Below are 13511 nucleotides of genomic sequence, written 5' to 3'. Positions count from 1 at the left end.
GGGATTGGGGAGTGGGGATTCGGGATTGCTGAGGTGCTTGTCGATCCGGGTCGTCTACCGCGAATGGTGCGCAAAGCGCACTGATCGCATACAAATTTAGAAGCCTGGCTCGCGCCGGGCTTTTTTTGTGGGCATGCACAGGCACGGGTGGGTGCGGGTGCTTCTCCTCATCGATGCCTGATGTCAGCAGACAGCGACGCGCGCGGACAGGTAAACTTTCGCCTCAGCTGGACGGTCCGACATGCCCCGCATCTCGCCACCCACCCTGCCGGGCCTATAGCTCAACGGTTAGAGCAGAGGACTCATAATCCTTTGGTTCCAGGTTCGAATCCTGGTGGGCCCACCACTACAAGAGAGGCACTTGGACGCACGTCGAAGTGCCTTTTTTGTGGCCTCGGGAAACTATCGAGACACGTCTTCGTCTTCGCTGATCGCGGAGTTGGCGTCTTCTGGACAAGCGATTGCGTGTGCGGTAGTCATCGTGACGCTTCATCGCGGTGCGCTTGCTTGCGCAACCAAGTGAAGACATCGATTGCTGGGTTCTCAGACATGCAGACATGCAGAAAGCGCCATGCAGCGATCGATGGGGCTGGTGCGTGTCAGAACCCGGGATGTCAATCCCGGTCGCCGAATATGCGGAACTCGCCGCTGACCAGGGATCGACGTCGTACCAGTGAGCAGTGCGAAAAGTGGACATCGGCAGTGAGCGTGCCGAAGTGACGCGCTTTTGCGGTCGATGGCGCTAAACGCGAAGCTGCGCCTAAGACGACCGGTCACACGATGGCGAAGCATATATGCTCCGGCCACTGGATAAAGCACGCCGTGCGGCGTTGGTTCGCGCGTGTGACTGAAGCGTGTGTGTCAGGCAGATCTGCGTTGCGTGGATCCGGAGAGTGCACTGTCTGCGCGCCAGAATTTCATGTTGACGGTCGTGGACTGCATCTGGCTGCTGATGGATCGTGCATAACGCGTCGCAATGCCTGCCTTTCTGGAGACCGCTCCAGCGAAGTGGACGGGGATAGATCCTCTGAGATGAGCGAAGCTGCCGCAATGCACGACTCGATCCAGCCCTTTTTTCTCGATTGGAATGACGACATGAAGCTTGTGCGCCCCCTTGCCATCGGTCTGCTCGCCGCGGCGTCGTTCACTGCCTGCAAGCCGGCGCTGCCTGCCCAGGACAAGGCCGCCACCGCAACACCTGCGGCCACTGCCGAGCAAGCTGCCAAGTCCTTCGATGCGTTGCTGGACATGCAGTGGCAGCAGCATCTGAAACAAGCCCCCGAGTTCGCCAGTACCATCGGTGAAAGACGCTATAACGACCGCTGGAGCGACTATTCGCCGCAGGCGGTGGCGCAAGAACGCCGTGACGCGGCGGATCTGCTCAGGCGGTTCGAGGCGGTGGATGCCAAGGTGCTGGACGAACAGCGCCGACTCAGTCTGCAGATGATGCTGGGCCAGTTGCGCGATACGCTGGAAGGCATCGATCTGAAGCTCTATGAGATGCCGCTGGATCCGGTCGTCGGCATCCACCTGACACTGGCTGGGTACGGGGATAGTTTTCCCTTCGAGACCGTCAAGGATTATCAGGACTACCTCAAGCGATTGCAGACGCTTCCCGTGCTTGTCGACCAGATCATCGATGTCTCGCGCCGGGGTGCAAAGGATGGTTTGATACAGCCGCGTTACCTGCTCGAGCGCGTGCCCGGTCAACTCGATGCGATTGCCTCCCAGGCCGGGGAGAAAAGCCCGTTTGCCTCGCCGCTGAAGCATTTCGATGCCGTGGTGCCGGCCGGCCAGCGCGAGGCACTAAGGACGCAACTGTTGGCAGCCATCGACCAGCAGGTCCGCCCGGCCTAGGCCAAGCTGTCGGGCTTCGTCCGTGACGAATATGCCCCGCAAGGCCGCCTGCAGGAGGGACTGTGGTCGCTTCCCGACGGCGAGCGACTCTACCGCTATGTCGTCCGCACCCAGACCACCACCGATATGTCGCCTGAGGAGATTCATCGGATCGGTTTGAACGAGGTGGCGCGCGTTGAAAGCGAGATGACCGTCATCGCCAAGGCGCAGGGGTATGCGGATCTCGCCAGCTTCCGCAAGGCGGTGTCGACCGACAAGCGCCACTTCGCTACGTCCGCCGAGCAGATGCTGGAGCGGTACCGGCATTATGTTGCGGGTATGCAACGCGAGCTCCCCAAGTTGTTCGAGCAGTTGCCAAAGAAGTCCCTGAACGTGGAAGCGATGCCGGGGTATCGGGGTAAATATCCCCCGGCCGTTTATTTGCAGAGCAGCCCGGAAAGCAACAAGCCGGGCACCGTAAGTGTCAACACCAGTGACTTCGCTCAACGCACCCTGATCAACATCGAGGTCATCGCGTATCACGAGGGCGTGCCGAGTCATCACCTGGAGGTCTCGCTTGGGCAGACGCTGCCATTGCCGCCATTCCGTCAGCAAGGCGACTACAACGCCTATGGCGAAGGGTGGGCAATGTATGCCGAGCGGCTGGGCAAGGACGTGGGCTTGTATAAGGACCCGTACAGCGACTACGGCAGGCTGTCGGCTGATCTATTGCGCGCCAATCGACTGATTCTGGAGACGGGCGTGCATTACAAACGCTGGAATCGTCAGCAAATGATGGACTTCTTTCACGCGCATCCGTCCGACGACGAGTCCAGCATGCAGGCCGAAACGGATCGCTACATCGCATGGCCAGGCCAGGTGCTGGGCTACAAGGTGGGCCAGCTGCAATTCATCACACTGCGTGAGGAGGCCGAAAGGGAGCTTGGCGATCGCTTCGATATCCGTGCGTTCCATACCGCGGTGCTGGGCGATGGCGCGATGCCGCTGGCGCTGTTGCAGCCGCGCGTACGGCAGTGGATTGCGAAGAACAAGGCCGGGCAGGTGTCGCGCTGATGCGCGACATTTTGGCCGCGGTGCAGCAAACCTCCGAGCGATCGAGCGATGCACCGCAGATGCGAGACGCTATCTGCTCACCTTCAGGAGCGATCCATGCAACTGACGTTCGGCGACGCGCAGGGCCTGGTCGCTCCTATCGCGCGGTACGATACCGATCACCTGCGCCGCGACCATCATGCTTCCATCGGCAAGATGGTGGAGCAGCCCAGAAGCGCAGCCGCGAGCGCAGCCGCGCAGGAGATGACCTTGATCCGCGCATTGGCGTCAGTCCGCAGGCGCTTCCGATCAGGCCGAGAGCACCCGCTGAATAGCGAGCTGGAAGTGTTCCTTTGCTCGGCAACCGTTGCGTTGAGTGCGATTGCAAGGCGTGATGGGTCAAGCTGGATATCGCTCAAAGATAGGCTCCGCAGAGCCAGATCAGCCGATGGCAACATCCTTTAACCACTGCTCAACGCTGCGTGGTGTGCTGCCAAGCAATTGCTGGGCGCTGGTGGCGGGGTTGATGGTATTGGCAGAGGCTTGCCAAAGGGCCTGGTAGAACCCGGCGACGGCCATGGCGGCGGGGCCGAGCAAGGGTTGCAGTTGCTCGCCGAAGGCTTCGGGTTGCACGCGCTGAAACTGCACATCGCGCTGGAAGTGGTGGGTCATTGCAGCGGCGAGGTCTGCGCCCAGCAGGCCCGGTAACTGGCCGACGCCGACCACGCCGGTGATGGCCGGCCGATCGAACAGCTGCGCAGCGACGTCGGCGATGTCCAGGTGCGAGCTCCAGGACACGGGGAAATCTTCCCGGACCGGGTAACCGAGGACGCCATCGGCGTGCACACCGCCGATGACCATCGGCAGCAGCAGGTTTTCCAGGTACAGACGCGGGGCGATGACGGCGCTGGAGACGCCACTGCGCTGCACGCCATCGATCAGCACGGCGATGGCCGCGTCGGGGGCTGCCTGCAGCGGGTTGCCCGGGTCGTCGACGATGCTGCCGCTGGTGGAAATCAGCACGCGCGCGGGTTTTGCGGCGGCAATGGCCTGGACGATGTGGGTGGCGTAGGCCACGCGCATCTCTTCGGGCGCCTGAGGCAGGTGCACGAAGACGCCACGCGCGCCGCGATAGGCGTCGGTCAACGACTGGACCGAGCCGTTGTCGATCTGCACCGAGGGGCCGGCGGCTGCATCGGCGTTGCGTACTGCGGCTACCGCATTTTTGCCGGCCTGCGACAGCACGTTGAGCAGCGGGGCGCCTTGTGCGCCGGTGGCACCATGGATGATGTAGGTCATTGGCATACTCCTGTGGAGGTGAGAGGGAAGCTGAGGCGCAGGAGCATGGGTGGCGTGCTTCGGTTACTTCAACTGCACTAATGGCATGTCGCTGAATGCAAATGGGCGTGGAGAACGAGATGAGGGCCAGGCAGGGGATCGAGGTGGGCGTGGTGCTGTATGCCGATGCGCAGCAGGCGGCGGTGCTTGGCCTGACCGATCTGTTCGCGGTGGCCAACCGGCTCGCAGACGCTGGCGGTATAGCGGAGGGCGCGGCGATCCGGGTCACGCATTGGCAGCAGGCAACGCCCACCGCTGTGCCGTCGCGTGTGTTCGAGAGCGATACGCACGCCGGTGCGCGCCTGTGTGCGTTGATCCTGCCGCCAAGCCTGGGCGATGCGCCGGACCAGGAGCGCAACGCCAGCCTGATCGACTGGCTGCGGGTACGGCATGCCCAGGGCGCGATGCTGTGCTCGGTCTGCGCGGGGGCGTTTCTGCTGGCCGGCACCGGCGTCATGGACGGACGTCGCATGACCACCCACTGGCTGCATGCCGCGGCGCTGCAGCAACGCTTTCCGGCGGTCCAGGTGGATTCGGACGAGATGCTGATCGATGCCGGCGATGTCGTGTCCGCCGGTGGCGTGATGTCGTGGACCGATCTGGGCCTGCGGTTGGTGGACCGCCTGCTGGGGCCGGCGATCATGCTGGAAACCGCTCGGGTGCTACTGGTCGACCCGCCGGGTCGGCAGCAGCGCTACTACAGCGTGTTTTCGCCGCGTTTGACGCATGGCGATGCGGCCATCCTGCGGGTACAGCACTGGCTGCAGGAGACCGGTGCGCAGGAGGTGGCGCTGCGCAGTCTGGCGGCACAGGCGGGGTTGGAAGCACGCACCTTTTTGCGTCGCTTCCAGAAGGCCACCGGCATGACCAGCACCGAGTATGGCCAGCGGCTTCGTGTCGGCCGGGCGCGTACGTTACTGGAAGCCACTGCCATGACCATCGACGCGATTGCCTGGGAGGTCGGCTACCAGGATGCGGCGGCTTTCCGTAAGGTATTCAAGCGCATTCTTGGGCTGTCGCCCAGCGACTATCGGCAGCGCTTTGCGGGTGCAAGCGGTGCCGGGGTGAGCTGAACTTGCCGGTCATCTGCGTTTCCGGAACGCCTCCGACACGCCCCGTGGCGGCGGAATGTCGCTACCGCACCGGTGATGTCGGCGGCGCCACTCGTCGTGACGACAGCGCCGGCGCATGCTGACGCACGGCATTCAACGCGAGAAGCAGCATGGCCAAGGCCGTCATCGTCATCGATCTGCAGAACGATTATTTCCCCGGCGGGAAACTGCCGTTGACCGGCATCGAGCCGGCCGCAGCCAATGCGTCGGCGGTGATCGCCAATGCGCGCGACACCGGCGTTGCGCTATTGCATGTGCGTCACGAGGCGGCTGCGGATGCCCCGTTCCTGGCGGCCGGCTCGCAAGGCGCGCAGATCCATGCTGCGGTTGCGCCACAGCAGGGCGAAGTGGTCATCGTCAAGCAGCACGTCAACGCCTTCCGCGAGACGCCGCTTGCGCAGCAGCTGCAGCAGCACGGTGTCACGGACGTGACGATTGTCGGCGCGATGAGCCACATGTGCGTGGATGCCTGCGTGCGCGCTGCCGCCGACCTGGGCTATACGGTGACGGTGCTGCACGATGCCTGCGCCACGATGGACCTGGATTTCGAAGGCAGCAAGGTGCCGGCGGCCCACGTGCACGCGACGATGATGGCGGCGTTTCAGTTCGGCTATGCGACGGTGCGATCGACACAGGCGTATCTGCAGGGCCAGTGAGACAGCGGCGCGTATGCGGCGCCCAGTGACAATGGCGCACGCCGATTGCCGCGGAGTGAGCCGTTGGGCCGGATGCGGTGCGCGGTGCATGCAGCGCGCTGCAGCGCACGAACCCGGGTGTCGGGCTGCGACGAAGGGTCGCAGGTGGCGTGGCGTTTTTTCATTACACTTTGCCGTGTGCGCTTACCTTCCTCCCCCTTGTTCAGCATGATGCAGCGCCTGGCTTGCCTGGCGGTGCTGCTGTTGCTGGCCGCGCCGCTGGTCAGTCGCACGCTCGGGAACGCCGCTGGCGTTCTGGACGGGCCGCTTTGTCATAGCCAGCCCTGGCAAGCTGGCCAGGCGCTGGATGCGATGGGTGGCAAGGCACGCGACGCGCATCGCCCGGCAGACGCGCTGACCGCTACAGCCGAGCGATGGTTGGGCGACAGGCAGGATCAGCGGCAGGCCGACGGTGGTCATGCGTTCGTCTGCGATTACTGCCTGCTCGCCGCGCGGCTGCTGCCCTGGCTGCTGATGGCCTGCCTGCTATGGACGCTGAGTCGGGGCCGGCTTGCGGTCGCGCGTCTTGCCGCTGCGTCTCCCATCGCGGCACGCTGGTGGGCACACGCGCCCCGCGGTCCACCGCGATCGGCCTGAAACATCGTGTGTGGAGCCGCACCCGTCAGCGGGTGTGACCTTAGATGTTCTGGAGCGTGTTAGATGACGTACTTTGCCTTGCCGCCCCGCGCGGTGGCGACGCCTTGCCTTGCCCTTGTGACGCTGGTGCCGACATTGGCGCTGATGACTCCCACGCAGATGCGCGGGCTTGCTGCGGACGAACCGCAACACCGGTGTCGAGCCGCTGCGAGCGACGCCGCATCGAACCTGGACAGCTGCGATCAGGCCGTTGGCGTACAACTGCAGGATCAGCGGTGAACGGCAGACGCAAGGCCGCTCCGCGCGGAAGGATGGGAATCAGCATGCAAACGCTGCGATCTGTATGGAAGCGACGACTGTTGCAGGCGATGCTGGGGTGCCTGGTCTGCATCCTGGCCGGGTGTGGGCAATGGGGCAGCGGGTTCGCTCCCGATGGCGCAGACCTCAGTCCGATGGCGCGCGGAATGGATTTTTACCTCTACGACACCGAAGGCGCGCCGCGGCCGTTACGCAGTTTCCGTGGCAAGGCCCTGGTGCTGTTCTTCGGTTTCACCCATTGCCCGGATGTGTGCCCGACGACACTGGCGCGTGCGGCGCAGGTCAAGCGCAAGCTAGGTGCGGATGCAGCCAAGGTGCAGTTCGCGTTCGCGACGCTGGACCCGCAACGCGATACACCCAACGTGCTCAGGACCTACGTAAAGGCGTTCGACCCGGACTTTATCGGCTTGACCGGTAGCGAAGGAGATATCCGGGTGGCGGCGGGAAATTTAAAAGTGAGCTATGCGAAGGTGCCCATGGGGCCGACCTACACCATCGATCACTCCACGCGCAGTTTTCTCTTCGATCCCGATGGACAGCTGCGCGTGGGCCTGGCACACGAGCAGACAGTGGACTCGGTTGTGCACGATATCCGGCAAGTGCTCTAACTGACGCAAGAGCGCGCTGCCGGCTTCCCGATGATCAACGTCGATGACCGCTATGCACGGCGCCGTGGCGCCCGCACGGCTCGACCCAAGGAGAACGAAATGAAATTGCATCTGCTGCTGGTGAGTGCGTTGTCTGCCTTGTCGATGGTGGCTTGCGAGCGCGCGCCTGCGCCCGAGGCCAACCCGGCGCCGGCTGCCCCGGCATCTGCTGCGACCGCTGCACCGGCTACTGCCCCTGTGGTGGTGGCGAGCGGGGCGTGGTCGCGCGCAACCCCGCCGGGCGCGCCGGTGGCGGGCGGCTACCTCACCTTGCGGAATCAGGCGGCAACGCCGGATCGTCTGGTGGCGGTGGAATCGCCGGCCAGTGCACAGGTGGAAATCCATGAGATGACGATGGATGCTGGCGTCATGAAGATGCGCCATCTCGAGCAGGGGCTGGTCTTGCCGCCGGGCAAGGACGTGGTGCTGGGGACCGGCGGGACGCATTTGATGTTCATCGCACCGGCTGCGCCATTCGAACAAGGCAAGCCGGTGGTGGCCACGCTGGTGTTCGAGCATGCGCCGCGCGTCGAGGTGCATTTCGACGTTCGTCCGATGGGCGCATCGGCGCCCGATGCCGAATCGCATGACCAGCATATGCACTAAGAGTGACTAACCAAACGTAGCGAGCAGTCGTCAGGTGGGCGTGGACGGCACGGAGGAACCGCAGTGTAAGAGTGGGACATGCCGCACCGAGTACCGGCCGCGCCTGCCTGGCGGGGGGAGCGCTGTAGTTTGTTTTTAGCTGCTCTAAATCGCGCCAGTGGGACACCAATGCGACAGCACCACCACGTGCGATGCCGCCATCGGCGGCTCACGACCAGGATCAGGTGACCAATGGAAACGTCAAAAACTCCGTGTTGTGGTGTGGCGCGGTTTTTCCAGCTGCTGGAGGGACCATGGGCGTCGCTGATCGTGCGCGAGCTGCTTGCGGGGCCGCGCCGGTTCACCGAACTCCGGCAGGCATTGCAGGGCATCAGTGCCCATACACTGACCAGCCGTCTGCGGCAGTTTGAGGCCTCCGGTCTGGTGGTGCGCACCGCTTATGCGCAGACGCCGCCCCGCGTGGTCTACGAACTTACGCCATTGGGTGAGGGGCTGCGCGGCGTCTTCGACGCCTTGCGCGAGTGGGGCGAGTCGGTGCCGGTGGAGGCCGTCGCGGTGACGCAACCCAAGGATGGCGTGGCAATGAGCATGCGGGAGATTGCCGCTGGCTGCCCGCTCGCCAAGCCCTGAGTCGGCCGTTTGCGTAACGCCACGGCGCCGTCCATCGATGCGGGCGACCTCGTGGCGTTGTTGCAACCCTTGATGCATGGAAGGCTGCGAGCCTGAAACATCCGGCAGAGCGCACATCGACCAATCTGCCAGCGCGCAGTGTGTGGCCGGAGCGGCGCCAGCAGGCTGCGCCGCCTGCGTGTGCTATCGGCTGGCTTGTCGTCTAATATACGATTCGTATACGATGTGTATATTCCGTAACAGGCCAGGAGCCACCATGGGCATCGTCAATATCGATGACGACCTGCACGATCAACTGCGGCGCGCCTGTACCGTCACCAGCCGGTCGATCAATGCGCAGGCCAGTTTCTGGATCAAGGTGGGCATGTTGTGCGAGATGCATCCGGACTGCTCGTTCCAGGACATCGTGGCGCAGGAGCTGCGTGCGGCGGGGGTGAGGCCGCAAGCCTTGAGGCCGCATAGCGCAAAACCAGGGCGCGCATGATCAAGCAGCCGGATGAGATCGCATTGATGGCGGTCTCCGGGCGGCTCCTTGCGCAGGTGTTCCATGCGCTGGATCGGCTGCCGCTGGAAGGGCGCAGCACGCTCGAGCTCAATGCCTTTGTCGAACGCATGATTGTCGATGAGCTCGCCGCACGGCCCGCGAGCAAGGGGCAATATGGGTTCGAGTTCGTGCTCAATGCCTCGATCGACGACGTGGTTTGCCACGGTGTGCCGTCGGCGGACGATGTGCTGCGCAGCGGACAGATCGTCAATCTGGATATCACGCTGGAAAAGAACGGCTTCATCGCCGATTCCAGCACGACGTATCTGGTGGGCGAGGTAGCCTACCCGGCGCGGCGGCTGGTGCACACCGCCTATCGGGCGATGTGGAAAGGGATCGCTGCGGTGCGGCCCGGTGCGCGCCTGGGCGATATCGGGCATGCGATAGCGCGGCATGCGCGCGATCACGGCTATAGCGTGGTCAAGGAGTACTGCGGGCACGGCATCGGGCGCGAGATGCACGAAGAGCCGCAGGTTCTGCATTACGGCCATGCGGGAACCGGCCTGGCGTTGCAGGAAGGCATGGTGTTCACCATCGAACCGATGATCAATCAGGGCCGTGCGGCGATCCGTTCGCAGCCTGACCAGTGGCCGGTGTACACCCGCGATGGCAAGTTGTCTGCGCAGTTCGAGCACACGGTGGCAGTGACGCGCAGCGGCGTGCGTGTGCTCACGCTACGGCCCGACGAAACGCCGCTGTGCCCGGTGGAGTGATGCACGACAACGCGCTGCGCGCGGCAGCTGTCATTGCCGCGATACGCGCCTGGACGCGTCAGGCGCGCGTGGGATGAGCGCAGTGGTATTGGTCAGCAGCAGCGTCTGTACGGCGGTTTCGACACCGATGAAACGCCTGCGTTGGAGCAGATAGGCCGCCCCGAGCAGGGCCGCGAACATCAGTGTCACGCCCGGCATGACGATGGCTGCGGGAACCAGAATTCCAACCACCACATACACCACGGTCCAGTTGCAGTGGCCGGTGATCGTGATCTGGCGGTGTCTGCGGTCGACCGCGATACGCCCGCGCATGATCGGTGGGTACACCGGGCCGACGATCACCAGAAACGTCTCGCGAAACGCGTAGACGTGCTCGGATAACGGATGGAATCTCAGTTCCGGCCAGCGCGATTGCGCGAGCGCCTGTTCCACCTGCGCCAGTGAAAAACAGTCCAGCGCCTCACGGCTTGCCGGAATCCGGCGCCGGAACACCGGCAGTCCCCATCCGAAGTACCTGCGGTTCCAGCTGATCGACAGAACCCCTTCGATCACCATCACGACCAGCAGCAGCTTGAACATCGAGGCTCCTTGTTGTCTGGCGAACACTGCTGCAGGGCATCGGCATGGACTATCGCCACGCGAGGCCAGCGCCGACTCTAGCAATCAGGCGTGCGGCGCAGGGCCGTCAAGCATCCAGCGCGCCGCAGACGGCAGCGTTGTCGCTGGCGGATTGGGTCAGGTCAGCAGCGCTGATGCACACTAGGGACCACAGCCGACGCCGCCACTTCGCGGCAAGCTGATCCAGTCCCCCCTTAGTGCCATGCAGCCACCGTCTCACAATGTCCTTCCTGCGCAGCCGTCCACTGCCGCGCAGTTGCGCCGCCCGGTCGACTGGTTGCGTCGGCAGTTGCGTGCCAACGACCTGTGGTTTATCGGTCTGGCTGCGCTGGTCGGGTTGGTCGCCGCCGCGTTGATGGTGCTGCAGGCCGGCATCGCGCATGGGTTGCAGGCCTGGTTGTACCGGTTGGGGCCGGATGCGCGGCTCAGCACGGCAACGTCGATCACTCCCACGCAATTGCTGGTGCTTCCGCTGGGTGGGCTGCTGGTGGGTCTGGTGGCATTGATGGCGCGGCGGCGCAAGCGGCCGCTGGTGGATGCGGTGGAAGCCAATGCGTTGCACGGGGGGCGCATGTCGATGCGCGACAACCTGATCGTTGCGGTACAGACCTTGCTGTCCAACGGCTTCGGCGCATCGGTCGGGTTGGAGGCGACGTATACGCAGATGGGGTCCGGCGCCGGCTCGCAGCTCGGTCGTCTGTTGCGGGTGCGCCGTGCGGATATGCGCACGCTGGTCGGCGCCGGTGCGGCAGGCGCCATCGCCGGCGCCTTCGGTGCACCGCTGGCGGGTGCGTTCTACGCGTTCGAGATCGTGATCGGCGCCTACACGCCGTCGGCGTTGGCACCGGTGGCGGCTGCGGCATTGGCCGGCGCGTTCATGGCCAGCGCGCTTGGCGCAGCGCCGTATTCGTTGCCGGCGGCGGTGGCGTACCAGTTGCAGCCGCGCGACTACGCGATCTACGTCGCGCTGGGGCTGGTGTGTGCGTTGATCGGCATTGCCGTGATGCGCCTGGTGGCCGGCATCGAACGCGGCGTGGGGCGCATCAATCTGCCGCTATGGGGCCGCCCGGTCATCGGCGGGTTGCTGCTGATTCCGTTGGCGATGTATTCGCCGCAGGTGCTGTCGTCCGGCCACGGCGCCCTGCACCTGGATATGACCAGCAGCACCACCTTGCAGGTGCTGGCCACCCTGTTGGTGCTCAAGTGCATTGCCTCGGGCATTTCGCTGGGTTTCGGCTTCCGTGGCGGGTTGTTCTTCGCGTCCCTGTTCATGGGCTCGTTGGTCGGCAGCCTGTTCGCCGTGTGCGTGAACCTGTTGGTGGGCGCGGCGGTGGTGGATGCCACCAGCGCATCGCTGGTGGGTATGGCCGCACTGGCGGCGGCGATCGTGGGTGCACCGATGACCATGGCGATGCTGATCCTGGAAGGCACGCACGACTTTGTGCTGGCCAGCGCCGTGATGGCGGCGGTGCTGGTGGCCAATACGGTGGTACGGCAGGTGTTCGGCTATTCGTTCTCGACCTGGCGGCTGCATCTGCGTGGCGAAAACATCCGCAGCGCACGCGATGTGGGCTGGGTGCGCACGCTGTCGGCCGGCAAGATGATGCGCAAGGATGCCAACCACACCGCGCAGGACATCAGCGTGGGCGAGTTCCGGCGCCGTTTCCCGCTAGGGTCGACCCAGCGCGTGGTGCTGGAGGATGCGGCCGGCCACTACGCCGGCGTGGTGCCGCTGGCAACGCTGTATGCCGACAACGTGCAGCCGGATGCGCCGGTGAGCGACTACGCCAAACATCGCGATGCGGCATTGCTGGCAGACACCGACATCGTGGCCATCATGAAGGTCTTCGATGCGACGCAGGCCGACGAGCTGGCGGTGATCGATACCGACCGCCGGGTGCTGGGCGTGTTGTCGGAAGGATTCGTGCGCAAGCGCTACGCCGAAGAACTGGAAAAGCGCGAGCGCGAACTGATGGGCGAGCGGACCAGCGGCGACGACTGAGGCCGTCTCTCCGGAGGCGGTGTGCCACATGTTGCCAACGGGGCATGGACCGGTGGAGCGATACGCCGCATGCGCCGGCCGGCGACGTCACCGCGACGCACGTGAGGCGATGCGCGTGCCACTACACGGCAGCTTCCGAGTCGGCTTTGTCGTTGGTGCTCGGGGCGGTACCGGATGCGTTTGGTGCAAGCGCATGCGCGCCCAGCAGGGCGGTGAGCCGTCGGTGGCAATCGCGCACGGCGAGCGCGGACGCAGGCATGTTGCAGGCGTCGAAGGTGTGCGCTTCCGCCTTCCAGGCGTCGAGCAGGTCTTCCAGATCGCAGAGCAGGCTCGGCATGGGCGTTTCTCGATGGGCTTGCCGTACTTACGGCGGCAGACAGCGTGCGGATGCACGGCCGCTATGCTGCAGGCTGACTCAGTTACCTAACCACCCCGCGTGGCAGGTCGCCGCCAAATGCGCGGGTCGCCACCGCCACTCGGCGTGGGTCCCTTTCGCCTTGCCTCCCGCCAACCGACCGCAGCTTCAGCGTGTTGTCCGTGCGGTGATGACGATGCACGCCGGTGACGCAGGCCACACGTGCACATCACGGTATCGGGAGGAGGGTGGCCAGGCGGCCTTCTGCCGCAGGAGATGAGCATGCGCATCCAGGAAAACGGCAACGAGCGGATCGACGACCCCAGCCCGCCCGACGGGGTCAAGGCACCCGGCAAGAACGAAGACCTGCTGCAGGATGGCCCGGCGCAGGACAGCGAGATCGATGACGACGACAGTATCGAGGGCGAGATCGACGACGACCACTAG

Annotated in this window: 15 protein-coding genes, 1 tRNA gene, 1 other RNA gene and 1 pseudogene; 14 read left to right on the top strand and 4 right to left on the bottom strand. The window is 64.5% G+C overall.

The genetic code is table 11. The features are described from left to right. The first annotated feature begins 270 nt into the window (after positions 1-270). The 3 genes and pseudogenes from Y887_RS07870 to Y887_RS20210 all read left to right on the top strand — a co-directional run bounded on the left by Y887_RS07870 (position 271) and on the right by Y887_RS20210 (position 3354). Positions 271-346, top strand: a tRNA-Ile gene (locus Y887_RS07870). Between the two features lie 749 nt (positions 347-1095). Then, positions 1096-2910: pseudogene (locus tag Y887_RS07865) on the top strand (DUF885 domain-containing protein). A 96-nt stretch (positions 2911-3006) separates the two neighbouring features. After that, entirely contained in the window at positions 3007-3354 is a 348-nt protein-coding gene (locus Y887_RS20210; RefSeq protein WP_146093408.1) for a hypothetical protein, read from the top strand. Here the strand turns inward: Y887_RS20210 and Y887_RS07860 are convergent. Further along, on the bottom strand, positions 3331-4188 hold the full coding sequence (locus Y887_RS07860) for an NmrA family NAD(P)-binding protein (RefSeq protein WP_046963813.1): 858 nt from the start codon (positions 4186-4188) through the stop codon (positions 3331-3333). The two genes, Y887_RS20210 and Y887_RS07860, sit on opposite strands and share 24 nt — an antisense overlap. A gap of 119 nt (positions 4189-4307) precedes the next feature. On the opposite strand from Y887_RS07860, the gene Y887_RS07855 reads away from it, so the two are divergent. The 6 genes from Y887_RS07855 to Y887_RS07830 all read left to right on the top strand — a co-directional run bounded on the left by Y887_RS07855 (position 4308) and on the right by Y887_RS07830 (position 8202). Further along, a complete protein-coding gene (locus Y887_RS07855; RefSeq protein WP_046963818.1) occupies positions 4308-5300 on the top strand; it encodes a GlxA family transcriptional regulator in 993 nt (330 codons plus the stop codon). Between the two features lie 149 nt (positions 5301-5449). Continuing rightward, on the top strand, positions 5450-5995 hold the full coding sequence (locus Y887_RS07850) for a cysteine hydrolase family protein (protein WP_046963812.1): 546 nt from the start codon (positions 5450-5452) through the stop codon (positions 5993-5995). Positions 5996-6202: 207 nt separating this feature from the next. Next, on the top strand, positions 6203-6631 hold the full coding sequence (locus tag Y887_RS07845; RefSeq protein WP_052764977.1) for a DUF2946 family protein: 429 nt from the start codon (positions 6203-6205) through the stop codon (positions 6629-6631). A 63-nt stretch (positions 6632-6694) separates the two neighbouring features. After that, positions 6695-6910: a hypothetical protein gene (locus Y887_RS07840; protein ID WP_046963811.1), complete on the top strand. Its 216-nt coding sequence runs from the start codon at positions 6695-6697 to the stop codon at positions 6908-6910. A gap of 44 nt (positions 6911-6954) precedes the next feature. Next, positions 6955-7557: an SCO family protein gene (locus tag Y887_RS07835; protein WP_046963810.1), complete on the top strand. Its 603-nt coding sequence runs from the start codon at positions 6955-6957 to the stop codon at positions 7555-7557. A gap of 99 nt (positions 7558-7656) precedes the next feature. Continuing rightward, positions 7657-8202: a copper chaperone PCu(A)C gene (locus Y887_RS07830; protein ID WP_046963816.1), complete on the top strand. Its 546-nt coding sequence runs from the start codon at positions 7657-7659 to the stop codon at positions 8200-8202. 4 nt (positions 8203-8206) lie between these two features. Here the strand turns inward: Y887_RS07830 and Y887_RS18810 are convergent. Beyond that, positions 8207-8282: non-coding RNA, sX9 sRNA (locus Y887_RS18810), on the bottom strand. A 151-nt stretch (positions 8283-8433) separates the two neighbouring features. On the opposite strand from Y887_RS18810, the gene Y887_RS07825 reads away from it, so the two are divergent. The 3 genes from Y887_RS07825 to map all read left to right on the top strand — a co-directional run bounded on the left by Y887_RS07825 (position 8434) and on the right by map (position 10089). Continuing rightward, positions 8434-8832 (top strand): winged helix-turn-helix transcriptional regulator, encoded by a 399-nt coding sequence (locus Y887_RS07825; RefSeq protein WP_046963809.1) that lies wholly within the window; start codon positions 8434-8436, stop codon positions 8830-8832. A 256-nt stretch (positions 8833-9088) separates the two neighbouring features. Continuing rightward, positions 9089-9316, top strand: coding sequence for a ParD-like family protein (locus Y887_RS07820; RefSeq protein ID WP_046963808.1), 228 nt, complete (start codon positions 9089-9091; stop codon positions 9314-9316). Further along, entirely contained in the window at positions 9313-10089 is a 777-nt protein-coding gene (map, locus tag Y887_RS07815) for a type I methionyl aminopeptidase (RefSeq protein WP_046963807.1), read from the top strand. Before Y887_RS07820 ends, map begins: the two co-directional genes overlap by 4 nt. A gap of 30 nt (positions 10090-10119) precedes the next feature. On the opposite strand, the gene Y887_RS07810 is transcribed toward map, so the two are convergent. Beyond that, complete coding sequence (locus Y887_RS07810; RefSeq protein WP_046963806.1) at positions 10120-10668, bottom strand: hypothetical protein; 549 nt, start codon at positions 10666-10668, stop codon at positions 10120-10122. 241 nt (positions 10669-10909) lie between these two features. On the opposite strand from Y887_RS07810, the gene Y887_RS07805 reads away from it, so the two are divergent. Further along, on the top strand, positions 10910-12709 hold the full coding sequence (locus Y887_RS07805) for a chloride channel protein (RefSeq protein WP_046963805.1): 1800 nt from the start codon (positions 10910-10912) through the stop codon (positions 12707-12709). 121 nt (positions 12710-12830) lie between these two features. Here the strand turns inward: Y887_RS07805 and Y887_RS07800 are convergent, their stop codons facing one another. Further along, the gene (locus Y887_RS07800; RefSeq protein WP_046963804.1) at positions 12831-13046 is read right to left on the bottom strand and encodes a hypothetical protein; all 216 of its coding nucleotides are present in this window, start codon (positions 13044-13046) and stop codon (positions 12831-12833) included. 300 nt (positions 13047-13346) lie between these two features. Here Y887_RS07800 and Y887_RS20955 point away from each other — a divergent pair, with 300 nt between their 5' ends. Then, entirely contained in the window at positions 13347-13511 is a 165-nt protein-coding gene (locus Y887_RS20955) for a hypothetical protein (RefSeq protein WP_169749480.1), read from the top strand.

Origin of the sequence: Xanthomonas pisi DSM 18956 (genome assembly GCF_001010415.1) — a bacterium.
GTDB lineage: Bacteria > Pseudomonadota > Gammaproteobacteria > Xanthomonadales > Xanthomonadaceae > Xanthomonas > Xanthomonas pisi.
The sequence above is the reverse complement of the archived record's forward strand: the minus strand, read 5'-3'. Positions and strand labels throughout refer to the sequence as shown.